Origin of the sequence: Microbacterium sp. HSID17254 (assembly GCF_003989315.1) — a bacterium.
Taxonomy (GTDB): domain Bacteria; phylum Actinomycetota; class Actinomycetes; order Actinomycetales; family Microbacteriaceae; genus Microbacterium.
Window position 1 is genome coordinate 1 of the sequence record NZ_RBLT01000014.1, and the last position, 22,165, is coordinate 22,165.

At 69.4% G+C, this 22,165-nt stretch carries 24 protein-coding genes and 1 tRNA gene; 17 read left to right on the top strand and 8 right to left on the bottom strand.

The genetic code is table 11. The annotated features are described in order from the left end of the window. The coding region (locus D8M34_RS10175) for a hypothetical protein (protein WP_148113053.1) at positions 1–240 on the bottom strand (240 nt) is incomplete at its 3' end. On the opposite strand from D8M34_RS10175, the gene D8M34_RS10180 reads away from it, so the two are divergent. The 6 genes from D8M34_RS10180 to D8M34_RS10205 all read left to right on the top strand — a co-directional run bounded on the left by D8M34_RS10180 (position 239) and on the right by D8M34_RS10205 (position 6,340). Continuing rightward, on the top strand, positions 239–1,294 hold the full coding sequence (locus tag D8M34_RS10180) for an NAD(P)-dependent alcohol dehydrogenase (protein WP_025102716.1): 1,056 nt from the start codon (positions 239–241) through the stop codon (positions 1,292–1,294). The genes D8M34_RS10175 and D8M34_RS10180 overlap by 2 nt on opposite strands. Further along, on the top strand, positions 1,291–2,790 hold the full coding sequence (locus tag D8M34_RS10185; RefSeq protein ID WP_025102715.1) for a sugar ABC transporter ATP-binding protein: 1,500 nt from the start codon (positions 1,291–1,293) through the stop codon (positions 2,788–2,790). Before D8M34_RS10180 ends, D8M34_RS10185 begins: the two co-directional genes overlap by 4 nt. A 2-nt stretch (positions 2,791–2,792) precedes the next feature. After that, a complete protein-coding gene (locus tag D8M34_RS10190; protein ID WP_025102714.1) occupies positions 2,793–3,830 on the top strand; it encodes an ABC transporter permease in 1,038 nt (345 codons plus the stop codon). 49 nt (positions 3,831–3,879) lie between these two features. Beyond that, on the top strand, positions 3,880–4,890 hold the full coding sequence (locus D8M34_RS10195) for a sugar ABC transporter substrate-binding protein (protein WP_025102713.1): 1,011 nt from the start codon (positions 3,880–3,882) through the stop codon (positions 4,888–4,890). A gap of 68 nt (positions 4,891–4,958) precedes the next feature. Beyond that, on the top strand, positions 4,959–5,573 hold the full coding sequence (locus D8M34_RS10200; protein WP_025102712.1) for a nucleoside/nucleotide kinase family protein: 615 nt from the start codon (positions 4,959–4,961) through the stop codon (positions 5,571–5,573). Then, positions 5,570–6,340 carry an SDR family NAD(P)-dependent oxidoreductase gene (locus D8M34_RS10205; protein WP_025102711.1) on the top strand — a complete coding sequence of 257 codons (771 nt, stop codon included), beginning with the start codon at positions 5,570–5,572 and terminating at the stop codon, positions 6,338–6,340. The genes D8M34_RS10200 and D8M34_RS10205 overlap by 4 nt, the downstream gene beginning before the upstream one ends. A 60-nt stretch (positions 6,341–6,400) precedes the next feature. Here D8M34_RS10205 and D8M34_RS10210 read toward each other — a convergent pair whose 3' ends face one another. Together D8M34_RS10210 and D8M34_RS10215 are read right to left on the bottom strand one after the other, a co-directional pair. Continuing rightward, positions 6,401–6,610 carry a multidrug transporter gene (locus D8M34_RS10210; protein ID WP_126893929.1) on the bottom strand — a complete coding sequence of 70 codons (210 nt, stop codon included), beginning with the start codon at positions 6,608–6,610 and terminating at the stop codon, positions 6,401–6,403. Beyond that, the gene (locus D8M34_RS10215; RefSeq protein ID WP_025102709.1) at positions 6,597–7,952 is read right to left on the bottom strand and encodes an APC family permease; all 1,356 of its coding nucleotides are present in this window, start codon (positions 7,950–7,952) and stop codon (positions 6,597–6,599) included. Before D8M34_RS10215 ends, D8M34_RS10210 begins: the two co-directional genes overlap by 14 nt. 171 nt (positions 7,953–8,123) lie before the next feature. Between D8M34_RS10215 and D8M34_RS10220 the strand changes: the two genes are divergently transcribed. Continuing rightward, the gene (locus D8M34_RS10220; RefSeq protein ID WP_025102708.1) at positions 8,124–8,777 is read left to right on the top strand and encodes an MIP/aquaporin family protein; all 654 of its coding nucleotides are present in this window, start codon (positions 8,124–8,126) and stop codon (positions 8,775–8,777) included. 55 nt (positions 8,778–8,832) lie between these two features. Here D8M34_RS10220 and D8M34_RS10225 read toward each other — a convergent pair whose 3' ends face one another. After that, entirely contained in the window at positions 8,833–9,858 is a 1,026-nt protein-coding gene (locus D8M34_RS10225) for an FUSC family protein (RefSeq protein WP_164498171.1), read from the bottom strand. A 50-nt stretch (positions 9,859–9,908) separates the two neighbouring features. On the opposite strand from D8M34_RS10225, the gene D8M34_RS10230 reads away from it, so the two are divergent. Genes D8M34_RS10230 through D8M34_RS10240 form a run of 3 tightly spaced genes read left to right on the top strand, consistent with a single transcriptional unit; the run spans position 9,909 to position 11,930 of the window. After that, positions 9,909–10,718 (top strand): sugar nucleotide-binding protein, encoded by an 810-nt coding sequence (locus D8M34_RS10230; protein ID WP_025102706.1) that lies wholly within the window; start codon positions 9,909–9,911, stop codon positions 10,716–10,718. A 40-nt stretch (positions 10,719–10,758) separates the two neighbouring features. Further along, complete coding sequence (locus tag D8M34_RS10235) at positions 10,759–11,373, top strand: DUF1684 domain-containing protein (RefSeq protein WP_085605165.1); 615 nt, start codon at positions 10,759–10,761, stop codon at positions 11,371–11,373. Beyond that, positions 11,370–11,930: a dihydrofolate reductase family protein gene (locus D8M34_RS10240; RefSeq protein WP_025102705.1), complete on the top strand. Its 561-nt coding sequence runs from the start codon at positions 11,370–11,372 to the stop codon at positions 11,928–11,930. Before D8M34_RS10235 ends, D8M34_RS10240 begins: the two co-directional genes overlap by 4 nt. A 24-nt stretch (positions 11,931–11,954) precedes the next feature. On the opposite strand, the gene D8M34_RS10245 is transcribed toward D8M34_RS10240, so the two are convergent. Both D8M34_RS10245 and D8M34_RS10250 read right to left on the bottom strand, forming a co-directional pair. Continuing rightward, positions 11,955–13,985: an MMPL family transporter gene (locus D8M34_RS10245; protein ID WP_126893967.1), complete on the bottom strand. Its 2,031-nt coding sequence runs from the start codon at positions 13,983–13,985 to the stop codon at positions 11,955–11,957. A 184-nt stretch (positions 13,986–14,169) separates the two neighbouring features. Beyond that, positions 14,170–14,511 carry an ArsR/SmtB family transcription factor gene (locus D8M34_RS10250; RefSeq protein ID WP_025102703.1) on the bottom strand — a complete coding sequence of 114 codons (342 nt, stop codon included), beginning with the start codon at positions 14,509–14,511 and terminating at the stop codon, positions 14,170–14,172. A gap of 80 nt (positions 14,512–14,591) precedes the next feature. Here D8M34_RS10250 and D8M34_RS10255 point away from each other — a divergent pair, with 80 nt between their 5' ends. From D8M34_RS10255 to D8M34_RS10275, 5 genes are all read left to right on the top strand, one after another. Beyond that, a complete protein-coding gene (locus D8M34_RS10255; protein ID WP_161973063.1) occupies positions 14,592–15,896 on the top strand; it encodes an NAD(P)-binding domain-containing protein in 1,305 nt (434 codons plus the stop codon). A gap of 110 nt (positions 15,897–16,006) precedes the next feature. After that, positions 16,007–16,990, top strand: a complete 984-nt coding sequence (gene trxB / locus D8M34_RS10260; protein WP_025102701.1) for a thioredoxin-disulfide reductase — start codon at positions 16,007–16,009, stop codon at positions 16,988–16,990. Beyond that, positions 16,987–18,084, top strand: coding sequence for an ACR3 family arsenite efflux transporter (gene arsB / locus D8M34_RS10265; RefSeq protein ID WP_126893931.1), 1,098 nt, complete (start codon positions 16,987–16,989; stop codon positions 18,082–18,084). The genes trxB and arsB overlap by 4 nt, the downstream gene beginning before the upstream one ends. Next, positions 18,081–19,070: a metalloregulator ArsR/SmtB family transcription factor gene (locus D8M34_RS10270; RefSeq protein ID WP_025102699.1), complete on the top strand. Its 990-nt coding sequence runs from the start codon at positions 18,081–18,083 to the stop codon at positions 19,068–19,070. The genes arsB and D8M34_RS10270 overlap by 4 nt, the downstream gene beginning before the upstream one ends. Before the next feature lie 24 nt (positions 19,071–19,094). Beyond that, positions 19,095–19,508, top strand: coding sequence for an arsenate reductase ArsC (locus D8M34_RS10275; RefSeq protein WP_025102698.1), 414 nt, complete (start codon positions 19,095–19,097; stop codon positions 19,506–19,508). 480 nt (positions 19,509–19,988) lie between these two features. Here the strand turns inward: D8M34_RS10275 and D8M34_RS10280 are convergent. Continuing rightward, positions 19,989–20,062, bottom strand: a tRNA-Gly gene (locus tag D8M34_RS10280). A gap of 86 nt (positions 20,063–20,148) precedes the next feature. On the opposite strand from D8M34_RS10280, the gene dcd reads away from it, so the two are divergent. Both dcd and D8M34_RS10290 read left to right on the top strand, forming a co-directional pair. After that, positions 20,149–20,754, top strand: coding sequence for a dCTP deaminase (gene dcd, locus D8M34_RS10285; RefSeq protein WP_025102697.1), 606 nt, complete (start codon positions 20,149–20,151; stop codon positions 20,752–20,754). A gap of 1 nt (position 20,755) precedes the next feature. Beyond that, the gene (locus D8M34_RS10290; RefSeq protein ID WP_126893932.1) at positions 20,756–21,229 is read left to right on the top strand and encodes a hypothetical protein; all 474 of its coding nucleotides are present in this window, start codon (positions 20,756–20,758) and stop codon (positions 21,227–21,229) included. On the opposite strand, the gene D8M34_RS10295 is transcribed toward D8M34_RS10290, so the two are convergent. Beyond that, positions 21,162–22,163, bottom strand: coding sequence for an alpha/beta fold hydrolase (locus tag D8M34_RS10295; protein ID WP_025102695.1), 1,002 nt, complete (start codon positions 22,161–22,163; stop codon positions 21,162–21,164). The two genes, D8M34_RS10290 and D8M34_RS10295, sit on opposite strands and share 68 nt — an antisense overlap. Positions 22,164–22,165: the final 2 nt, after the last annotated feature.

The window sequence follows — 22,165 nt, forward strand, 5'->3', positions numbered from 1 at the left end:
GCCGTCGGCCATCGGGGCCACCATCACCGGGGACGAGGAGTCCGTCTCGTACGCGTCGCTCAGGACGAACGCATCGCCTTCGGGGTCCACCCATCCGGAGAGCGCCGAGACGATCGTGCTCCCGCCGCCGATCGCACCGACATCGCGGACCGCTACCTCGAGCTCGCCGAGCTCCAGGCCGACGGCCGACGGTTCTAGGCGGACGCATGCCCGCTTCCACAGGAGAGAGAGGACACCCATGACGGAGATCCCCACCACCATGACCGCCAGCGTGCTGCGGGGGGTGAAGGACCTGGCGCTCGAGGAGCGCCCCGTCCCGGTCCCCGCGGCCGACGAGGTGCTGATCGAGGTCGCCAGCGTCGGCGTCTGCGGCTCCGACGTGCACTACTACGAGCACGGCCGCATCGGCCCGTACGTCGTCGACAGCCCGCTCATCCTCGGCCACGAGGTGAGCGGACGCATCGTCGCGGTGGGTGCGGACGTCGACCCGGCGCGGATCGGTCGGCGCGTCGCCATCGAGCCGCAGCGGCCCTGCCGCCGCTGCGACTTCTGCCGGGCGGGCGACTACAACCTCTGCCCGCAGATGGCCTTCTACGCCACCCCGCCCGTGGACGGCGCGTTCTGCGACTACGTGCTCATCCAGGACGACTTCGCCTACGACGTCCCCGACTCGATCAGCGATCACGCCGCCGCCCTCATGGAGCCGCTGTCGGTCGGGATCGCGGCCGCGCAGAAGGGCGGCATCAAGGTCGGCGACACCGTGCTGATCGCCGGAGGCGGTCCCATCGGCATCATCACGGCGCAGGTCGCGAAAGCATTCGGTGCGGTCGACGTCGTGATCGCCGACATCAACCCGGCCCGCCGCGAGCTCGCCGCGTCGTACGGTGCGCGCACGATCGATCCGGCCGCCGACTCCACGGTGGAGCTGGAGGCGAACGTGTTCATCGACGCCTCCGGCGCGACGCCCGCCATCGTCAACGGCATCCGCTCCACCCGGGCCGGCGGCACGGTCGTGCTCGTGGGCAGCGCCGACGAGTTCCCGCTGTCGGTGCCCGAGGTCGCCATGCGCGAGCTCAACGTCACCGGCATCTTCCGGTACACCGGCACGTGGCCCATCGCCCGCGCGCTCCTCGAATCCGGTCAGGTGGAGCTCGACTCGCTCGTGACCCACGTCTACGGCATCGAGCAGGTGGAGGAGGCGCTGTCGGGCGAGGGATCGATCGACTCCCTCAAGCGCATCGTCCTGCCCCGCGTCCGGCGCGTCGACGAGCCCGCCGTGAAGGCGGCGTCATGACCGAGGCCCTGCTCTCGGTCGAGGGCGTCTCGAAGTCGTTCCCCGGGGTGAAGGCCCTGGACGACGTCTCGTTCGACGTGCGTCCCGGCACCGTCCACGCCCTGTGCGGAGAGAACGGCGCCGGCAAGTCGACGCTGATGAAGATCATCAACGGCATCTACCAGCCCGACGCCGGGACCATCCGGGTGCGCGGCGAGGAGGTGCGGATCAAGAACCCCATCGACGCCCGCGCCCGCGGCATCGCGATGATCTCGCAGGAGCTCAACTACGTGCCCGGCATGACCATCGCCGAGAGCTTCTTCCTGGGCCGCTTGCCGATGAAGTTCGGCAAGGTCGACTGGCGGTTCATCCGCAGCGAGGCCCGGCGCATCCTCGCCGAGGAGGGGCTCGACTTCTCCATCAACCGCCGTCTCGGCACCCTCACCGTGTCGGAGATCCAGACGCTCGAGATCCTCCGCGCCGTGTACCACAGCGCGGACGTGCTGATCATGGACGAGCCGACCTCGGCGATCGCGCACAAGGAGGTCGAGTCGCTGTTCGCGAAGATCCGCGACCTGCGCGCCCAGGGCAAGTCGATCATCTACATCTCGCACAAGATGGACGAGGTCTTCGAGCTGGCCGACGACATCAGCGTGCTGCGGGACGGCACGGTGGTGAGCTCGCAGCCGGCCTCCGAGATCACGTCGAGCCAGGTGATCGCGCAGATGGTGGGCCGTGACCTCGACCACCAGTCCTACCCGAAGGAGCGCGTCGAGATCGGCGACACGGTCTTCCGGGCCACCGGGCTGTCCGCCGAGCACATGTTCGAGGACATCGACCTGCACATCCGCGCCGGCGAGATCGTCGGGCTCGCCGGGCTCATCGGCGCCGGGCGCAGCGAGGTCATCCGCGCCGTGTTCGGCCTCGACAAGCTGGACGCCGGGGAGATCGAGGTCGACACGCAGACCGTGAAGATCAAGAACCCGACCCAGGCGATCAAGGCGGGCGTCGCGATGCTGTCCGAGGACCGCCGGCTGGTGGGGATCGTCCCGCAGCTGAGCATCATGAAGAACGCCACCCTCGCCAGCCTCCGCAAGGTGATCCACGGCGGCTTCGCCCGGCGTCGGGAGGAGGAGGAGCTCGTCACCGAGTACTTCCGGAAGATGAACGTCAAGGCGCCGAGCCTGCAGACGCGCATCGCGAACCTCAGCGGCGGCAACCAGCAGAAGGTGCTCCTGGCCCGCTGGCTGATCGCCGATCCGAAGGTGCTCCTCCTCGACGAGCCGACGCGCGGCATCGATGTGGGCGCGAAGTTCGAGATCTACAAGATCATGACCGAGCTCGCCCGCCAGGGACGCGGCATCCTCATGATCTCGTCCGAGCTCCCCGAGCTCATCGGCATGTGCGACCGCATCTACGTGATGTCGGCCGGACGCCTCACCGCGGAGCTGACGCCCGATCAGTTCTCGCAGGAAACCATCCTCACCTACGCCATGAATGAAATCGAGGTGGCATGACAATGCTCCAGACACTGAAGAGACTCGAGGTGAACCGCTTCTCGATCTACATCATCCTGCTGGTGGTGATCGTCGCGGCGAGCTTCCTGAGCCCGAACTTCCTGAGTTCGGACAACATCTTCAACGTGCTGCGCCAGGTCGCGGTGATCACGATCCTCGCCTTCGGGGCGATGACGCTGATCATCGGCGGCATGATCGACCTGTCCGCCGGCGCCGTCATGGCGTTCGCGGGTGTCGTGTCGGTGCTGGTCTACAAGTCGACGGGCAACCTGCTGCTCGCGATCCTCGCCGGCATCCTCATCGGCATGCTGTGCAACCTGGTGAACGCCTTCCTCGTCGCGACGTTGAAGACCCCCGCGTTCATCGTGACGCTCGGGATGATGCTGATGGCCCGCGGCGCGGTGCTGGAGCTGACCCAGGGGCAGAACGTCCTCCAGCTGGGCGACTTCATCCTCATCGGCCAGGGCAACCTCGGCTGGCTGCCGATCCCGGTGCTCGTGCTGATCGGCGTGACGATCGTGATCTGGTATCTCATGAACCAGACCAGGTACGGCCGCTCGGTCTACGCGGTGGGCGGCAACGAGGAGGCGGCACGCGCCGCCGGAATCTCCGTGGAGCGCGTGAAGTACCAGGCGTTCCTCGTGAACGGCGCCCTGGTCGGCATCGCCGGTGTCATCTTCATGTCCCGCGTCAACGCCGGTCTCCCCAACGCGGGCGTCGGCTACGAGCTGCAGGCCATCACCGCCCCGATCATCGGTGGCACGAGCTTCTCCGGCGGCGTCGGCACCGTGATGGGCACCCTCGCCGGTGCGCTCATCGTCGGCATCCTCGGCAACATCATGAACCTCATCGGGATCGGCTCGTACATCCAGCAGATCGTGATGGGCGCGATCATCGTCGTCGCCGTCGCCTACGACGTGTTCAGCAAGCGCGGCAAGGCCAAGACCACGATCCTCAAGTCCGACGCGAAGGGCGATCCCTTCCCTGTCGGAGCATCCGCATCCGCATCCGACCCGGGAGGCGGCAGGACGTCGTCCTGACCGCGCCCACCCGACCGCTTCACCCCACCCAGAGAAACAGGAGAAGACAATGAAGAGTCTTACCCGCAGGATCATCGCGTTCGGCGCCGCTGCCGCCGCGGCGATCAGCCTCGCCGGCTGCGCCGTCACCACCGGGAACCCGACCGGGAACGGCGGAGGCGGTGGCTCCGAGGACAAGGACGAGTACCGCGTCGCGTACATCGCCCGTGCGCAGGCCGACTCGTTCGCCGCCTGGCTCGCGAACGAGATGAAGACGGCCGCCGGCGAGTACGACGACATCACCCTCGAGGTCTTCGACGGCCAGGCCGACGACGAGATCGAGAACAAGATGATCGAGAACGCGATCGCGAACAAGTTCGACGCGATCATCGTCCAGGCCAACAACGCCGACGCACAGCTGCCGTACATCCAGCAGGCCATCGACGCGGGCATCGTGACCATCACGACCAACCCGCGCGTGGAGGGCCTGACCGGTGGCGACTCGGTCGACGCCGACCCCTACAAGCAGGGCGCGGTCGTCGCCGAGCTCGCGGTGGAGCAGATCCCGGACGGGGCCAACGTCGTGGTGCTGAACGGCCCGGCCGGCAACTTCCACAGCACGGCTCGCCGCGACGCCTGGGAGAAGGAGTTCTTCGCCGAGCGTCCCGACGTGACCATCGTCGCCGAGGACATCGCGAACTGGAACAAGGACGAGGCGATGACCCTGATGGAGGACTGGTCGCTGGCCAACTCCGACATCGACGCGATCATCTCGATGAACGACAACATGGCCTCCGGTGCGCTGGAGGCGGTGAAGGGCAAGGGCGGCTTCGACGGCATCCTCGCCTACGGCGTCGACGGCACCCCCGAGGCCGTCCTGCTGATCGAGGCCGGCACCATGACCGCCACCTCCCTGCAGAACGCCCGCGAGCTGGCGGAGCTCAACCTCAAGGCCGTGCACGATCTCCTGACGGGCGCGGAGGACGAGGTGAACGTCGACATCGGCAACCCGCTCATCACGAAGGACGGCGTCCAGGAGTACATCGACCTGTACAAGGAAGCCGGACTGCTCGACCAGTGACACCGGCCGGGGGAGCGGGCACCCGCCCGCTCCCCCGATCCGTGCCCGACCACCGCCGAGGACCGCTGATGCACGCACTCACCGCCGCCGATGCCCTGACCCGGGTGCGGGAACTGTCCCGCGACGGGCGGCCGTTCCTGCTCGGCGTCGTCGGGCCGCCCGGGGCCGGCAAGTCCACCCTCGCCGAGCGGCTCGGGATGCCGGTCCTCCCGATGGACGGGTTCCACCTCGCCAACGACGACCTCGATCGCCGCGGACTCCGCGACCGCAAAGGGGCACCGGAGACGTTCGACGTCGCCGGTTTCGCGGCCCTCCTCGGCCGCCTCCGCGCGGGGGAGGACGTGCGCGCCCCGCGGTTCGACCGCGACATCGACGCCGCGGTCGCCGAGATGCTGCCGCTCTCCGCCCGGGATCGCGTGATCGTGGTGGAGGGCAACTACCTGCTGCACGACGCCGACGGGTGGGAGCACGTGCGCCCCCTGCTCGACGAGACCTGGTACCTCGACGTGCCCGAGGACCTGCGGCTGCGTCGTCTCGTCGCCCGCCACGAGGCGTACGGGAGGTCGCACACCGACGCCGTCGCCTGGGCGACCGACGTCGACGGCCCCAACGCCGTCCTCATCCGCGCGACCCGGCATCGGGCCGACGCCATCATCACCCTGAACGAAGGAGACGACGCATGAGCGTCATGGATGCATTCGCCCTCACCGGCAAGACGGCGCTGGTCACCGGCGCCACCCGCGGCCTCGGGCGCGAGTTCGCCCGTGCCCTCACCGAGGCCGGCGCCGACGTGGTCGTCCACGGCCGGGACGAGGCCGCAGCGAAGGAGACCGCGGCCGAGATCGAGGCCGTCGGCCGGCGGGCCTGGGTCGTGCTCGGCGACCTCACCGAGCGCTCCTCCGTTGACCGCATCGCGGCGGAGGCGATCGAGGCTGTGGGCGGGCGTCTCGACATCCTCATCAACAACGCGGGCGCCTGCATCCACCGCCCGGCGCTCGAGGTGACGGACGACGAGTGGGCGCACGTCATCGACACGAACCTCACCGCCTTGTGGCGACTGTCGCAGACGGTCGGTGCGCACATGGTGGCGCGCGGCTCCGGGTCGATCGTGAACGTCGGCTCCATCTCGGCCCAGATCGTCAACCGCCCGCAGATGCAGCCCGCCTACAACGCCTCCAAGGCCGCGGTGCACCACCTCACCAAGTCGCTGGCGGCCGAGTGGGCGCCGGCGGGGGTGCGCGTGAACGCCGTGGCGCCCGGCTACATCAAGACCGACATGTCGCCGGTGGACGAGCCGCGCTTCCGACGGTTCTGGATCGAGGACTCCGCGCAGCAGCGCTACGCCACGCCGAGCGAGGTCAGCCCGTCGGTGGTCTTCCTCGCGTCGGATGCCGCGAGCTTCATGTCCGGCACCGTCCTGGTGGTCGACGGCGGCTACACACTGTTCTGACCCCGCACGTGCGAGCGCCCGCTTCCGGGGAGGAGAGCGGGCGCTCGTGCGTGTACGGACTCAGTCGTCGCCGTCGGCCTCGGGCATGCCAGGACCGGGGCCCGGACGCACCTCGGCATCGTCCCGGATGTCGATACGGGTGTTGCCGTCGTGCTCCGAGACGTCCACGCGCGGCGCGGCGTCGGCCTCCGTGGCGTCGGGGGCCGAGGTCAGCTGGTCGTGACGGTTCTCCTCGAACGTCTCGTCGGCGGTGTCGTCAGGCGTGCTCATGGCTCTCCTTCGTGTCGGCGGTCTTCGAGCGGTTGCGGGTCCACCGGGCGACAGCGTAGAGCACGCCGCCGACGGCGAGCAGGATGGCGCCGAAGAGCCACACCTGCGGGCGCTGCTGGGTGAGCAGCAGGATGCACGACGCGATGCCGAGCACCGGGACGAACGTCCACACGCGGAAGTGGTCGTGCTCGACCTTGTCGCGGCGCAGGACCAGCACCGAGATGTTCACGCTGAGGAACACGACGAGCAGCAGCAGCACGACGGTCTCGGCGAGCGTCGCGAGGTCTCCGACCAGCGTGAGGCCCATGGCCACGAGCGTCGTGGTGAGGATCGCCACCCACGGGGTCTTCCGCTTCGGCAGCACGCGTCCGAGCACCGACGGCAGGAGGTTCTGCTCGGCCATTCCGTAGGTGAGGCGGCTGACCATGATCATCGTCAGCAGGGCGCCGTTGGCGACGGCGATGAGCGCGATGAGGCTGAACATCCAGGACGGGACGCTGACCCCGGTGGCCTCGACGACCGCGAGCAGCGGGCCGCTGGACTCCTGCAGCTCGGAGGCCGGCAGCGCGACGGCGCTGGCGATGCCGACGAGCACGTACACGACGCCGGCGGTGAGGAGCGCGCCGAACAACGCGCGCGGGTAGGTCCGCCGGGGGTTCTTGACCTCTTCGATCATGTTGGCCGAGGTCTCGAAGCCGACGAACGAGTAGTACGCGATCACTGCGCCGGAGAGCACCGCGAGGGCGACGTTCGCCCCCTCGGGCACCTGCGTCGCCCGGGACAGATCGCCGCCTCCGCCGCCGACGAACACCGCGACGACGACGATCACGATCACGAGGCCGCTGAGTTCGATCGCCGTCATCACGAGGTTCGCGCCCATCGATTCGCGGATGCCGCGGGCGTTGAGCAGGCCGACGATCGCGAGGAAGACGATCGCGACCGGGATCGTCGGCAGGTCGATGAAGGTGCTGAGGTAGTCGCCGGCGAAGGCGATGGCGAGACCGGCCGCGCTCGTCACGCCGGCCGCGAGCATGCTGAAGCCGACGAGGAAGGAGACCAGCGGGCTGCGGAACGCCCGCTCGGCGAACACCGCGGCGCCGCCCGCGCGGGGGTACTTGGTGACTAGCTCGGCATACGACCCTGCGGTGAGCATGGCGAGGAGGAGCGCGAGGACGAGCGGTGCCCAGAGCAGGCCGCCCACGTCCTCCGAGAGCACACCCATCAGCGCGTAGATCCCCGCCCCCAGCACGTCGCCGAGGATGAACGCGAACAACAGGGGGCCGGTGATGGCGCGGCGCAGCCGGGTTGGGTTCTCGGCGCGCGGCTCGGTCTGGACGGTCATCCTTGCACGGTAGGGGCCGGGACTCCGGCGGGCGACGGGCTTGACAGTTCCGCCGCCAATGAGCCAGCGAGAGCCGACCGCGCGCTATCCTCGGTGCCGCAAGGCGGGTCGTCGCCCGGGCCGTTCCGGGGAGACGGGGGGCCGCCTGCGATCCCACAGAAGGACACCATCATGACCGGTACACCTCGAAAGGCGCTCGCAGAAGCGGTCGCCACGTTCCTCTTCGTCCTCGCCATCATCGCCGCGGTGAACAGCGGAAGCCCGCTCACCCCGCTCGCGATCGGCTTCACGCTGATGGTACTCGTGTACTCCACGGGCCACATCTCCGGCGCCCACCTCAACCCGGCGGTCTCGCTGGGCGTGTTCCTGCGCGGTGGGCTCAGCGTCGCCGACTTCGTCTCCTACCTCGTCGCGCAGTTCGCCGGTGGGGCGCTCGCGGCTCTCGTGGCCCTCGCCGTCTGGCCGGCAGGGGAGAAGGCGATGGTCATCGAGGTCGGCCCGGCGTTCCTCGTCGAGGCGTTGTTCACGCTGATCCTCGTCTGGGTCGTGCTGAACTCCGCCACCTCGAAGGACACTGCGGGCAACTCGTTCTACGGGCTCGCGATCGGTGCGACCGTCTTCGTCGGTGCGGCGACGGTCGGCTCCATCTCGGGCGGCGGATTCAACCCGGCGGTGGCCCTCGGCCTCTCGGTCAGCGGGCACTTCGCGTGGGGCTCGCTCTGGCTGTACATCGTGGCCCCCGCGGTCGGTGCCATCATCGCCGCCCTGCTGTTCCGGGTGCTCAACGCCGACGATGCGCGGAAGATCGCCGCGGACGCCGAGTAGAAGCCTCGCCTCGGAGCGCCGCATCCCTCCCGGGGTGCGGCGCTTCGTCGTCTCGTCAGCGGCGTCGGCTCCGTCGGCGCAGCGCGGCGGACGTGACGGCCACCACCGTTCCGACCACGACGCCGATGATCGTCTCCAGCACACGGTCGGTCAGCAGGTCGGCGACAGGAGTCGGCGCGGCCAGGTGCACCATCAGGAGCGCGAGCGGGGTGACGAACACCATCGCGATGCCGTAGTTGCGGCCGATGAACAGTTCGGCCGTCCCCTGCAGGACCACCACGACGGCGATCACGGCGAGCGGCGGCATGTCGAGGGCGAGGATCCCGGCGGCGACCAGCACGCCGAGCAGCGTGCCGACGAGGCGCTGGATGCCGCGGATCACGCGGGCGTTGAGCTGTGCGCCGCTGACCGCCGCGACCGCGCCGACCGCCGCCCAGTACCAGTGGGTGCCGCCGAGGAGCAGGCCGACCACACCCGCTCCGACGATCGCGGCGGCGACCGAGGCGGCCATCTCGGCGGCGACCGGCCCGACGGCCGGGCGTGCCTTCGGTGCCGCCTCCGCCGTGGTCCGGGTGACGACGGCGACCAGGGCGGTGAGCGCGAGGCCGAAGAGCACGCTCGCCCCGCCGACCAGCAGGACCGCGCCGAAGGAGGCGCCGGTGGCGGGGATGGTCGCGCACGCCCCGGTCGCGAAGACCGTGAACAGCGGACCGGGCGGGTGCCACTGGAGGACGTAGGCCAGCAGCGTCACGGCCGACGCGACGAGTGCGACGACGACGATGCTCAGCACGGCGGGGGCGGCGAGGACCGATAGGGCCGTGCCGATCAGCATCGCGCCGAGCAGCACGCCGCCGGCGCTGGCCTGCATGCGGATCCGGTCGCGGAAGACGTCGTGCCGGCCGTAGAGTGCGGCGAAGGCGCCGAAGCTCGCATAGATGCTGAGGTCGAGCCGGCCGACGGCCCACAGCACGAGGAGCGGGACGGCGACACTGACCGCGGCGCGCAGGGCGACCCGGTGATCCCCGCGGTGCGGACCGACGCGGAGGACTCCCGTCCACACCCGTCCCTGCGATTCCGTCACCGCTCAAGCCTACGTCCGTCGCTCGGCGACGATGTGCGAGGGTGGGAGGGATGACCACTCCGCCTCCGCCGCGCCGCACCCTCCTGGTCGGCTTCGGGAAACTCGGCACCCGGCTCGCTCCGCTGCTCCTCGCGGACGGTGGTGAGGTCCTGGCCCTCCGCCGCAGTGACGGACCCGTGCCGGACGGGGTGACGGCGCTCGCGGCCGATCTGACCGTTCCGCTCACCACGCCGCTGCCCGAGGTCGACGCGGTTGTGATGACCCTGCCGCCCGGTCCGGACGTGTCGTCGTATCGCACGGCGCTCGCGCATCTCGCGGCGGCGTTGCCGGCCCGGCCGACGCGGACGGTCTTCGTCTCGTCCACCGGGGTGTTCGACGGCGCCGGGAGCTCCGAGCCCGTGACCGAGCGGGTCGAGCCGGCACCCACCACCGACCGGGGCCGCGGTCTGCGGGACGGCGAGAAGGCGGCCGTCGAGCTCTTCAACGCGGTGGTCGTGCGCCCCGCGGGCATCTACGGTCCCGGGCGCGAGTTCCTCCTCCGGAAGGTCAGGGAGGGGGCACCCGTCACGCACCGCCGCCGCACGAACCGGATCCACGAGACCGATCTCGTACGCATTCTCGACCTGCTGCTGCGGATGCCGGAGCCCCCGGCGCTCGTGCACGCCGTCGACCAGGCGCCCGCCCCCCTGGGAGACGTCGTGACCTTCCTCGCCGACCGCCTCGGCGTGCCCGTGCCCCCGGACGACGGCGGTGCGGTGAGCGGCTTCGTCTACGACGGCTCGCTGGTGCATGCGGTCCTCGGCAGGCTGGACTACCCGACCTACGAGGACGGCTACGCGGACATGATCGACCGGGACTGAGGCCGTTCCGAGCGTCCGTCGTCCGGCGTACCGTGGGCGCATGACGAATGCGCAGACGGCCGTCGAGGTCGTCGACTGGCGGCGGCGGGTGTTCGCCCTGTACGAAGCGGTGCGACGGGCCGACTCCCCGGAGGAGGCGCACGAGCTGTGGCGGATCGAGCGCGACGAGCTGCTGCTGCGGCACCCGGCGACGCCCCTCCTCCCGCAGGACAGGGCGCTGTTCGAGGGGCTGCCGATCGCCTCGTACGACCCCGCCTGGCGGTTCGAGCTCCCGATCCTCGACACGGAGCCGGCCACGTTCGAGTTCGCCACGGGGACGGACGGCATCGTGCCGTTCGAGCGCGTCGGCGTCGTGGAGATCCCTGACGTCGGGTCTCTCGACGTGTGGCGGCTCGCCTCCTACGGCGGCGGCCTGTTCGTGCCAGTGCGCGATTCCTCCGCCGGGCAGAGCGGGGGGACGTACGGCGGCGGGCGGTACCTCATCGACACGATCAAGGGTGCCGACCTCGGGGCCGACCCGCGCCGCGGCACGCTCGTGCTCGACTTCAACTTCGCGTACAACCCGTCCTGCGCCTACGACCCGGCGTGGGCGTGCCCGCTGGCGCCACCCGGCAACGTGCTGACGGTGCCGGTCCCGGTCGGAGAGCTCCGATGAGGCCGCTGCGGTACGCGATCAACGTGACGCTCGACGGCTGCTGCCATCACGAAGCGGGACTCCCGCCCGACGAGGAGTCGATGCGCTTCTGGACCGCGGAGCTGCAGCGCGCCGACGCTCTGCTCTACGGCCGGGTGACGTACGACATGATGCGGGCCGCGTGGCGGCGTCCGGAATCCGGGGTCTGGCCGGGCTGGATGGAGGAATGGGAGACGCCCTTCGCCGAGACCATCGATCGCCTGCCGAAGCATGTGGTGTCGGCGACGCTCGATGCCGTCGACTGGAACGCGGACCTCGTGCGCGGCGACCTCGCCGAGGCGGTGCGGGGGTTGATGGATCAGCCGGGGGAGGGCTTGTCGGTCGGCGGAGTGGCTCTGCCCGCGGCGCTCGCCGACCTCGGGTTGATCGACGAGTACCTGTTCGTGGTCCACCCGGTCGTCGCGGGGCATGGTCCTCGGCTGCTCGACGGCGTGCGCGAGCGTCTTCGGCTCGAGCTCGTGGAGCGGCGGGAGTTCCGCTCCGGCGCCGTCGCGCAGCGGTACCGTCCGGCGGCGTGAGCGACGCACAGCAGCCCCGCCGAATCAGCCGGCGTCAGCGACGCTTCGGGAGGCCGGTCGCCCCGGCCACCAGATGCGGTCGCCGACGAGAGCGAACAGCGCAGGGACGATCACCGTCCTGACCACCAGCGTGTCGACGATCACGCCGACCCCGACGATCAGGCCGAGCTGCCCGAGGGTGACCAGCGGCAGGACGCCGAGCGCCGCGAACACGGCGGCGAGGACGATCCCGGCGCTCGTGATGACGCCGCCGGTGTGGGCGACCGCTTCCACCATGCCGTCCCGGGTACCCCGCAGCGCCGCTTCGCTCCGGGCGCGGTGGACGAGGAAGATGGTGTAGTCGATGCCGAGGGCGACCAGGAACAGGAAGGCCAGCAGCGGTACCGGGAGATCGAGCGCGTGCTGCCCGAACAGCACGCGACTGAGCCAGGCTCCGGCGCCGATGGCGGCCACGGCGCTCGCCACATTGACGGCGAGCAGCAGCAGCGGCGCGACCAGCGACCGCAGCAGGAACGCCAGCACCAGGAAGCTCACGGCCAGCACCAGCGGCACCACGACGCCGAGGTCCGCGAGGTTCCCGGCACGGGCGTCGAGATCCGTCGCCACCGCGCCGCCGACGACAGCCCCCGCCCGGGGCACATCGTGCACGGCGTCCCGGAGATCCGTGATCTGAGCCAGGCTCTCGTCGGTGCTGGGCGCATACTCGCTGGTCACCAGGATCTTCGTGAGCTTCTCATCGTCCGTCGTCCCGACAGGAGCGGCGCGGACGATGCCCTCCACGTCGCGCGCCGCGGTGAGGACGGCTTCGGCTTCGCCGCTGTCCGTGACGATGAGGATCGGCTGCGCCTCTCCTGCCGGGAAGTGGTTCGAGAGCACCTCGAGACCCGTCGCGGACTCGGACGGGACCCGGAACTTGTCGACCTGGTCGAGTCCGACGGTCGTCCCGACGAGGCCGACCGTCATCACGGCCAGCAGGGCCGCACCCCCGAGGAGGCTCACGACCGGCCGGCTCACGACGCGCGTCGCGATCGTCCGCCACACCCCGTCGCGTCGTGCGGCAGCTCCGGGACGAGGGACGAACGGCCAGAACACCTTCCGTCCGCACACCGCCAGCAGCGGAGGCAGCAGGAAGAGGACGGACGCCAGGGCGACCAACAGCCCGATGGCGGACGAGACGCCGAGTCCGTGCGTGCCGGGGATCACCGCCAGGGCGAGTGTCAGGAGGGCGAGGACGACCGTGAGGTTCGAGGCGAGGATCGCCGGAGCGGTCCGGCGCCAGGCCGTGCTGAGCGCGCGGCGGTGGTTCGTCGTGGTGGTGAGCTCCTCCCGATATCTCGAGATCAGGAGCAGGGCGTAGTTGGTCCCGGCGCCGAAGACGAGGACGCTGATGATCCCGGCATCGAACTGCAGGTCCCACGCGGAACCGGCAGCCGCGGTCAGGCGTCCGGCGAGCCCATCGGCAAGGCCGACGGCGGCGAGCGGCAGCAGCCACAGCACCGGCGATCGGTACGTGACGATGAGGAGCACGGCGACGATCAGCACGGTCACGAGGAGCAGGGTGAAGTCGGCGCCTTCGAAGGAGGCGGCGATATCGGCGCCGAAGGCCGGACCGCCGGTCACGAGCAGGGTCATCCCGTCCGGTGCGTGCTCGTCGATGTCGGCGCGGAGCGCCGCGATCACCGCGGCGGTGTCGGTGCTCGTCTGGCCGACCGCGATCGGCGTCACGAGAACCGCGGCCCTCTCGTCCTCGCTCACGAGAGGCCCGGTCGGATCCGCGTCCGCGTGCGAGCCGAGCACCGGGAGGAGGCCTTCGAGCGCGGCGACGTCAGGTGCCGAGAGCGTCGCACCGTCGTCGCGCGACGCGACCAGGATCACGGACTGCCGATCCGCGTTCGGGAACTCGGCCAGCAGGGCGCTCGTGCGTGCTGACTCCGACCCCTCGGGGGCCTGCTCGTTGCCGGCGGGTGCCTTCGCCGACCCGAACAGGCCGAAGAGAGCCGTCATGATCAGGAGGACCACGCCGAGCGTGATCCACGCTCCGCCACGGGAGGTCATCCACTCGGGAAAGCGCCGAAGAGCGCGAGAATCTGCCATACCCGTCACTCCACCAGGAGCGTCGTGCGGCGACATCGTCAAGACGATGGAGGGAAGTCTCCCTCTTTCGATGGATGCCGGTCGGGCACGTGTCCACACGGGCGGGCATCACGAAGAGCCAGCCCCAGCCGGCTCGGTGCGCTGGTCACACCGCGCGGAGCGCACTGGCGGCAGCATCCATCGCCCCCGCGTCCAGAGCGAAGTAGGCCCACTTGCCGCGCTGCTCACGTGTGACCAGGCCCGCTTCCACCAGTAGTTTCATGTGATGCGACACCGTGCCCTGTGAGAGTCCCACGGGTTCGGTCAGGTCGCAGATGCACGCTTCCCCGCCGGCTCCGGCGGCGATGAGCGACAACAGTCGGACGCGCGTGGGGTCGCCCAGCGCTTTGAAGACCCGGGCGACACGCTCGGCGTCCGCGACGGTCATCGACGGCGCTATAGGCGGAACGCAACAGCTGGTCGCTTCGATTGTCGTCGGCAAGCTCACGGGTCTAGTGTGACACGTATTGACAATCTTCGATAGGTGGGCGACAGTCTTCGTATTGAAGTTTGTCAATTTGAGGAGACATGATGTCCGAGCTTCCTGTCGTCGTCATCGGAGCGGGTCCGCAGGGTCTCGCCGCAGCGGCGCGTCTTGTCGAACGCGACGAGAACGTGATTGTCGTCGAGCGCGGGCAGGGGCCTGCTGCTGCGGTCGCTGAATGGGGGCATGTGCGCCTCTTCTCGGCATGGCCAGAGCTCACTGACGCGGCGGCACGACGTCTTCTTGAGCCGACCGGATGGACCGCACCCGACTCGGGGTGCCCGACCGGCGCCGAATGGGTGGACAGCTACCTGGCGCCTCTCGCGGATGCCTTGGGCGAGCGGGTTCACTACGCGACCACCGTTACTGGAGTCGCTCGTCAAGGTCGTGACAAGGTCGTCGACGGCGGACGCAAGGGCCAGCCCTTCGTCGTGCATACGGTCAGCGCGGACGGCCAAGAGTCGCGAGTTCTCGCTCGCGCGGTCATCGACGCGAGCGGCACCTGGGCGCTTCCGAATCCGGCGGGCGCGGATGGATATCCCGCCCTCGGGGAGGCCGCAGCATCCGATCTGATCTCGTACCGCATCCCGGCCGATGTGTCAGAACTCGCGGGGTCGCACGTCGTCGTCGTGGGAGCGGGGCACTCCGCCGCGCACGCTGTCCTGAGATTGAGCGAGCTGGCACGCCGGGCCCCTGGCACCCGCGTCACCTGGATTCTCCGTAGGGGGGAGGCAACGAACGTCTTTGGGCGTGGCGCCAGAGATGAACTTCCCGAACGGGCCGCGCTCGGCTCTCGTGCGCGCAAGATGGTCGACGAGGGTGTCGTGGAGCTGGTGACCGGATTCCGTGTCGCCGAGTTCCGGCAAGCCGCTGACGGCCTGACCGTGGTCGCCGAAGACGGGCGCGAGGTCGCGGGTGTCGGGCGTGTATTCGCACTCACGGGCTTTCGGCCGGACACGGAGATGCTGCGAGAGCTCCGTATCGATCTTGATCCCGCGCTCGAGGCGGTCGTGGGCATCGCGTCCGAGATTGACCCGAACATCCACTCCTGCGGATCTGTGGGTGCCACGGGGGCGCGAGAGCTCGCGCAGCCGGAGCAGGGGTTCTTCATCGTCGGCGCGAAGTCCTACGGTCGGGCGCCGACCTTCCTCGCGTTGACCGGCTTCGAGCAGGTGCGAAGTGTTGCCGCGCACCTCGTGGGAGATCACGAGGCCGCCGGGCGCAGCGAACTCGTCCTCCCCGACACCGGGGTGTGCGGGGGGTCCGGCGACTTCGATGACAACGCGGGCAGCTGCTGTGCGGCTCCTTCAACCATCCAGATCGGCGCACGGCCCGTCACCGTCAGCTGATCTCCGCTGACGGAAGGGCGGGGCTTATGAGTGGAGCCCCGCCCTTCCGTGTCAGACCGACGCGGATCGTAGCGGTTGCCTCAGGCATTGATGAGTGTCAATATAGACACATGTCGATACAAGAGGTCGAGCTTGCGGTCATCGGGTCCGGCCCTTCGGGATACACCGCAGCCATCTATGCTGCGCGAGCTGGCCTCGCGCCCGTGGTGCTTGCCGGATCCGTGACGGCGGGTGGCGCGCTGATGACGACGACCGAGGTCGAGAACTTCCCTGGGTTCGTTGACGGCGTACAGGGGCCCGAACTGATGGAGTCGATGCGCGCGCAGGCGGAGCGTTTCGGTGCCCGCATCCTCCTGGACGACGCGATCCGGGTCGACCTCGACGGGCGCACCAAGACCATCGAGACCGGCACGGGGAACACTATCCATGCTCGCGCCGTCATTCTCACGATGGGCTCCGCCTATCGCAAGCTGGGACTGCCAGACGAGGAGCGCCTCACTGGCCGCGGCGTGTCCTGGTGTGCCACGTGTGACGGCTTCTTCTTCCGTGACCAGGAGATCGTCGTCGTCGGCGGCGGGGATTCCGCAATGGAGGAGGCGCTGTTCCTCACCCGCTTCGCATCGAAGGTGACTATCGTGCACCGCCGCGGCGAGTTCCGCGCATCGAAGATCATGGCCCAGCGCGTGCTCGACCACCCGAAGATCGAAGTCGCCTGGAACGCGGAAGTCGCGGGCCTCATCGGCGCCGAGAAGGTCGAGGCGGTCGCACTCCGCGACAGCGTCACCGGTGCGGAACGGGAACTGCCCGCCACCGGAGTGTTCGTCGCCATCGGTCACGACCCGCGCTCCGAGATCGTCACCGGGCTCGTCGAAACCGACGCCGATGGATATGTCCTCGTCGACCACCCCTCCACCCACACGAACGTGTCGGGAGTCTTCGCCGCCGGCGACCTGGTGGATCATACCTACCGTCAGGCGATCACTGCGGCGGGCACCGGATGCGCCGCGGCTCAGGATGCCCAGCACTACCTGGCCGCGCTTGACGAAACCGCACCCATCGAGGCTGACGCCGCCGCAGAGGCGCTCCTCGCATGAGCACCGCAACTGTTCCCACTACTGCTCCAGCCACTCGACGTCTGTCGACTCTCGACCGGTGGTTGCCACTGTGGATCGGCCTGGCCATGGTCGGTGGAATCCTCGTCGGCCGCTTCATCCCCGGCGTCTCCGATCTCCTGGCCGCTCTCGAACTCGGTGGAATCTCCATTCCCATCGCGCTCGGCCTGCTGGTGATGATGTATCCAGTCCTCGCGAAGGTCCGCTACGACAGGATCGCTGCCGTCACCGGAGACAAGAGACTGCTCATCTCGTCGCTGGTGCTCAACTGGCTCGTCGGTCCTGCGCTGATGTTCGTCCTCGCCTGGGCGTTCCTCCCCGATCTGCCCGAGTATCGCACGGGGCTCATCATCGTCGGGCTCGCGCGCTGCATCGCCATGGTCGTCATCTGGAATGACCTCGCCTGCGGCGACCGGGAGGCGGCAGCCGTTCTGGTCGCCATCAACTCGGTCTTCCAAGTCGTCGCATTCTCGCTGCTCGGATGGTTCTACCTGACCGTCCTCCCCGGCTGGCTCGGGTTCGATTCGCAAGGCCTGGAGATATCGGTCTGGCAGATCGCATTGAACGTCCTGATCTTCCTGGGCATCCCCCTCATCGCCGGCTTCGCTTCCCGCCTCATCGGAGAGCGTGCGAAGGGACGCGACTGGTACGAAGGTCGTTTCCTGCCGAAGATCGGTCCCTGGGCCCTCTACGGTCTGCTCTTCACCATCGTGCTGCTGTTCGCTCTTCAGGGGGAACAGGTCACCAGCCGCCCGTGGGACGTCGCGCGGATCGCGCTTCCTCTGCTGGCCTACTTCGCGGTCATGTGGTTCATCGATCTCTTCACCGGGAAAGCACTTGGACTCGGCTACGCCCGCTCATCGACCTTGGCGTTCACCGCGGCCGGCAACAACTTCGAGCTCGCCATCGCTGTCGCCATCGGCACGTTCGGAGCGACGTCCGGACAGGCCCTGGCAGGCGTCGTCGGTCCGTTGATCGAGGTCCCGGTTCTCGTCGGGCTCGTGTATGTCTCGCTCTGGGCAGCCCGCCGCTGGTTCCACACGGACCCGTACGCGGCTGAAAGGATGCAGTCATGAACGTCACTGCAACGACGGACATCGACACGTGCAGTCCGGTCGCGACGCACGCCATCGGGCTGGAAGCAGCCTCCACAGTCGCCGTGACGCTGAAGGCGCTGTCGGATCCGCTGCGCCTACGGATGCTGTCGGCCATCGCCTCCGACCCGCGAGGAGAATCGTGCGTGTGCGACCTCGCTGAGCTCGCCGACGTCTCCCAGCCCACCGTCTCCCACCACCTCAAGGTGCTCAGGGACGTCGAGGTGCTCACATCTGAGCGACGCGGCACATGGGTCTGGTATCGGATCAACCCGACGCGACGTGGTGCCGTCACCGCACTGCTGGACTCCTTCGCGCCGGCTTCGGTCGCGCCCGGCCGCGTCGACGAAGAAAGCCCGCTACGGCCGGACTTCGACGCGCGCGTGACCCGCCTCGCCGAGGAGCTCGCGGCAGAAGTGCCCGAGCTCGACCCAGATGTCGTCCTCACGACCGTCCGAGAGTCTTACACCGCGCTCGCGCGGACCGCCCGCGTTACCTCGACGCTCATCCCTCTCACCGAGCGCTTCGCGCGGCAACGGCTCGCGGACTTGACCCGAGACCGCGGCTCGGCCCTCCCGCAAGTGCTGTTCGTCTGTGTCGCCAATGCGGGACGGTCGCAGCTCGCCGCCGCGCTCGTCAACCAGCTCGCCCCCGGCAAGGTCGTCGCACGCTCCGCCGGTTCCGCTCCCGCCGACGTCGTCCACCCCCACGTCCGCTCGCTCCTAGCGGAGATCGAAGGTGACGGGGCTGCTGAGCGATTCCCGAAGCCGCTCACCGACGATGCCGTCCGCGCGGCCGACGTCGTCATCACCATGGGGTGTGGCGACGTCTGCCCCATCATTCCCGGCGTCCGCTACGACGACTGGGCGGTCGGCGATCCCGCCCTCGCCTCCCGCGAAGGCGTCGAGGCCATCCGCGACGAGATCGCCCAACGCGTTCGCGCACTCGTCGACGACCTCGTCCACTGACCACGCCTCTCACCAGGAGCACCAATGACTGACACGACCACGAGCACCAAGCCCTCGGTCCTCTTCGTCTGCGTCCACAACGCCGGACGCTCACAGATGGCCGCCGGTTTCCTCCGTGACATCGCCGGCGACCGCATCGAAGTGCGCTCCGCTGGCTCCATGCCAGCCGACCAGATCAACCCGATCGCCGTGGAGGCGATGGGCGAGCTCGGCATCGACATCACGGCCGAACAGCCCAAGGTGCTCACAACCGAAGCCGTGCAGGCATCTGACGTCGTCATCACGATGGGATGCGGCGACGCTTGCCCGTTCTTCCCGGGCAAGCGCTACGAGGACTGGAAGCTCGAGGACCCGGCCGGACAGGGAATCGACGCAGTCCGCCCGATACGCGACGACATCCGCGCGCGCATTCAGAAGCTGGTGGCCGAACTGCTGTGACCCCTGGGCCGGCTGAACACCACGGCGCATTCTTATTGCAGCTGCCGTCGGACATCGGGATGAACTCGGCCTCCGGCGGGCAGTCTGCCTGAGAACGGGTACACCCGGAGCCCCGCCACGGAACGTCGGGGTCGGAACGGCAGGGTCGCGATTCGGCGACGAACCATCCGTCCGGGAGTGGCCCGTACCTTGCGACACGATGCGGCGTTCTTCGCGGCATCGCTCGTAGCTCGGCGATGTCCCCTACCTCGCCTCGGGCGCGGGACCCTGGGTGCCTCCCTGCCGCAAGCTCACTCCTCCGAGAACCCTGACCCATTCCAGGCCACCTTCCAGACCCTGCTGCTCATCACGACGACCGTCAGCATCATCAGCGTCATCAGGGAGGATCGACGCAACAAGCGGGCAACCGCGGGAGCACAAGAGGCGAGCTCCGGTCTGGAGTATCTCCGGAATGTCCGGATCAGCTGTGGAAGTCACATATGGAGGGGCTGACGGGAATCGAACCCGCGCTGTCTGCTTGGGAAGCAGAAGTTCTACCATTGAACTACAGCCCCGCACCCGCCCGAGAGCAGGTGGAGCAAGCCTACCTGTCGCGGGCCGGATGGCCAAAGCGCGGGTCGCTCATGACTAGGCTTGTGCCGTGCTTCTCAGCGATCGCGACATCAGAGCAGAACTCGCCTCCGGCCGCGTCGGCCTGGAACCGCATGCGCCGGAGATGATCCAGCCGTCGAGCATCGACGTGCGACTGGACCGCTACTTCCGCCTCTTCGACAATCACAAGTACCCGTTCATCGACCCCTCGGTCGACCAGCCCGAGCTGACGCGGCTGATCGAGGTCGATCCGGACGAGCCCTTCATCCTCCACCCCGGCGAGTTCGCGCTGGGGGCCACGTTCGAGCAGGTCACCCTGCCGGACGACATCGCCGCGCGGCTGGAGGGGAAGTCGTCGCTCGGGCGCCTCGGGCTCATCACCCACTCGACCGCCGGCTTCATCGACCCGGGCTTCTCCGGGCATGTGACGCTGGAGCTCGCGAACGTGGCGACGCTGCCGATCAAGCTGTGGCCCGGCATGAAGATCGGCCAGCTCTGCTTCTTCCGGCTCACCTCACCGGCGGAGAACCCGTACGGCTCCGGTCCCTACGGCAACCGCTACCAGGGTCAGCGGGGTCCGACGGCGTCCCGGTCGTTCCAGAACTTCCACCGCACCGACGTGGGTGTGACTGACATCGGAGCCGTCGGAGGCTGACATGAGCGACGCGAGCGGGACGAGTTCCGACGAGTCCGCGGTGCCCGAGGGGGCGGCGCCGCCGGATGCTTCGGGGCCGGACATCGCTCCCGCCGACGCGGTGATCCCGCCGGCCGACGCCGTCATCCCGCCTCCACCGCCGGAGACACCGATCCCGGAGGGGCTCTTGACAGCACCGGACGCCGCAGGCGATGCGCTTCCGGCACCGACCCGTCGCTCGGAGCGATCCCGCCCGACGCCCGCGATCCTCCAGGGCGAGCAGCCCGCGGCGGCTGCGGACGACTGGGCGCAGCGATCGATCGCCCCGGAGGTCGCCGACACCGGCAGCTACCGGATGCTCGCGGTCGTCGTCTTCGTCGTGCTCTTCCTCCTGCTCGCGGCGGCTGTGGTGACGCTCGTCGTGCTGATCACCACTGTCGGGCTGCCGTTCGCGGCCGTCGACCCGGGCGCGGGCTTCCTGCCGACCCGGGTGTAGGGCTCCGAAGGGCGGCGGGCGGGTCCGCCGGTGCGGCATCAATGTCGGCTCGTCCCGTGGCGGTGCCGAGCGCATCCACGGCGTCGAGACCCCCGGTCACGAGAGCGACCACGGCGTCGAGGGTCGGATCAGCCGACAGCACTCTCGTATGACCGAGACCCACCGTGCGGACGAGACGGGAGCGGCCGGGATGAGCGGCGTGCAGCCGGAGGGCGTCGTGGTCGGGCATCCGGCGGTCGCCCCGGTCGTGCACGATGAGCAGTGTGGTGCCGGCGGGGAGTGGATGCGCGCCTGCGTCATACCGTTCGACGGCGGTTGCGGGATCGAGCCGGAGGCGGCGGTGGAAGCGGGTGCGGAGTCGGTCCGCGGTGGCGGGGTCGAGCCGGAGGTCACGGACGAACTGGGCGAGGAACGCCTCGGGTGCGGCGGCCCCGGCGACGACGGCGACGGCGGGGACCGAGCCGGACGACCGGGCGACGGTCAGCGCCGCGAGCCCGCCGAAGGAGTGTCCGATGAGAGCGGAGAAGGGGCCGTGGGTGCGGTCCAGCTGCTCCGCGGCATCGACCCAGTCGCGGATATCGGTGTGCCGCCCGCCGGAGGAGCCGTGCGCCGGGGCATCGAAGGCGACGACCCGGAATCCCTCGGCGACGAGTTCCCGCACGAGCGGGGCGAACTGGGAGGCGCGGCCCCGCCAGCCGTGCAGGAGCAGCACGGTGCGCGGACCCGTGCCCCACGTGTAGGTCGTGACGGGGATGCCGCGCACGAGGAGCGTCCCGCGGCGGGCGTCGTCGTGGGTGGCGGCGTCGGCGGCACGCACGGCCATCCGTGGGCGGGTGGAGAAGAACAGCCGGTAGGCGAGATCGCCGGCGAGGAGAGGGGAGAGGCGTCCCACAGTCGGGAGGGCGCGGACGAGGAGAGAGGACGCGGACGGCATGG

Bases quoted from the DNA above. Each gene is read 5' to 3' on its own strand.
- D8M34_RS10210 (WP_126893929.1), bottom strand. From the start codon at position 6,610: ATGAGCACGCCTGACGACACCGCCGACGAGACGTTCGAGGAGAACCGT.
- D8M34_RS10270 (WP_025102699.1), top strand. From the start codon at position 18,081: ATGAACGTCACTGCAACGACGGACATCGACACGTGCAGTCCGGTCGCG.
- D8M34_RS10255 (WP_161973063.1), top strand. From the start codon at position 14,592: ATGATGTCCGAGCTTCCTGTCGTCGTCATCGGAGCGGGTCCGCAGGGT.
- D8M34_RS10220 (WP_025102708.1), top strand. From the start codon at position 8,124: ATGACCGGTACACCTCGAAAGGCGCTCGCAGAAGCGGTCGCCACGTTC.
- D8M34_RS10195 (WP_025102713.1), top strand. From the start codon at position 3,880: ATGAAGAGTCTTACCCGCAGGATCATCGCGTTCGGCGCCGCTGCCGCC.
- D8M34_RS10230 (WP_025102706.1), top strand. From the start codon at position 9,909: ATGACCACTCCGCCTCCGCCGCGCCGCACCCTCCTGGTCGGCTTCGGG.
- D8M34_RS10185 (WP_025102715.1), top strand. From the start codon at position 1,291: ATGACCGAGGCCCTGCTCTCGGTCGAGGGCGTCTCGAAGTCGTTCCCC.
- D8M34_RS10245 (WP_126893967.1), bottom strand. From the start codon at position 13,985: ATGACCTCCCGTGGCGGAGCGTGGATCACGCTCGGCGTGGTCCTCCTG.
- D8M34_RS10275 (WP_025102698.1), top strand. From the start codon at position 19,095: ATGACTGACACGACCACGAGCACCAAGCCCTCGGTCCTCTTCGTCTGC.
- D8M34_RS10215 (WP_025102709.1), bottom strand. From the start codon at position 7,952: ATGACCGTCCAGACCGAGCCGCGCGCCGAGAACCCAACCCGGCTGCGC.
- arsB (WP_126893931.1), top strand. From the start codon at position 16,987: ATGAGCACCGCAACTGTTCCCACTACTGCTCCAGCCACTCGACGTCTG.
- D8M34_RS10200 (WP_025102712.1), top strand. From the start codon at position 4,959: ATGCACGCACTCACCGCCGCCGATGCCCTGACCCGGGTGCGGGAACTG.
- D8M34_RS10190 (WP_025102714.1), top strand. From the start codon at position 2,793: ATGCTCCAGACACTGAAGAGACTCGAGGTGAACCGCTTCTCGATCTAC.
- D8M34_RS10180 (WP_025102716.1), top strand. From the start codon at position 239: ATGACGGAGATCCCCACCACCATGACCGCCAGCGTGCTGCGGGGGGTG.
- D8M34_RS10205 (WP_025102711.1), top strand. From the start codon at position 5,570: ATGAGCGTCATGGATGCATTCGCCCTCACCGGCAAGACGGCGCTGGTC.
- D8M34_RS10290 (WP_126893932.1), top strand. From the start codon at position 20,756: ATGAGCGACGCGAGCGGGACGAGTTCCGACGAGTCCGCGGTGCCCGAG.
- D8M34_RS10240 (WP_025102705.1), top strand. From the start codon at position 11,370: ATGAGGCCGCTGCGGTACGCGATCAACGTGACGCTCGACGGCTGCTGC.
- D8M34_RS10235 (WP_085605165.1), top strand. From the start codon at position 10,759: ATGACGAATGCGCAGACGGCCGTCGAGGTCGTCGACTGGCGGCGGCGG.
- D8M34_RS10295 (WP_025102695.1), bottom strand. From the start codon at position 22,163: ATGCCGTCCGCGTCCTCTCTCCTCGTCCGCGCCCTCCCGACTGTGGGA.
- trxB (WP_025102701.1), top strand. From the start codon at position 16,007: ATGTCGATACAAGAGGTCGAGCTTGCGGTCATCGGGTCCGGCCCTTCG.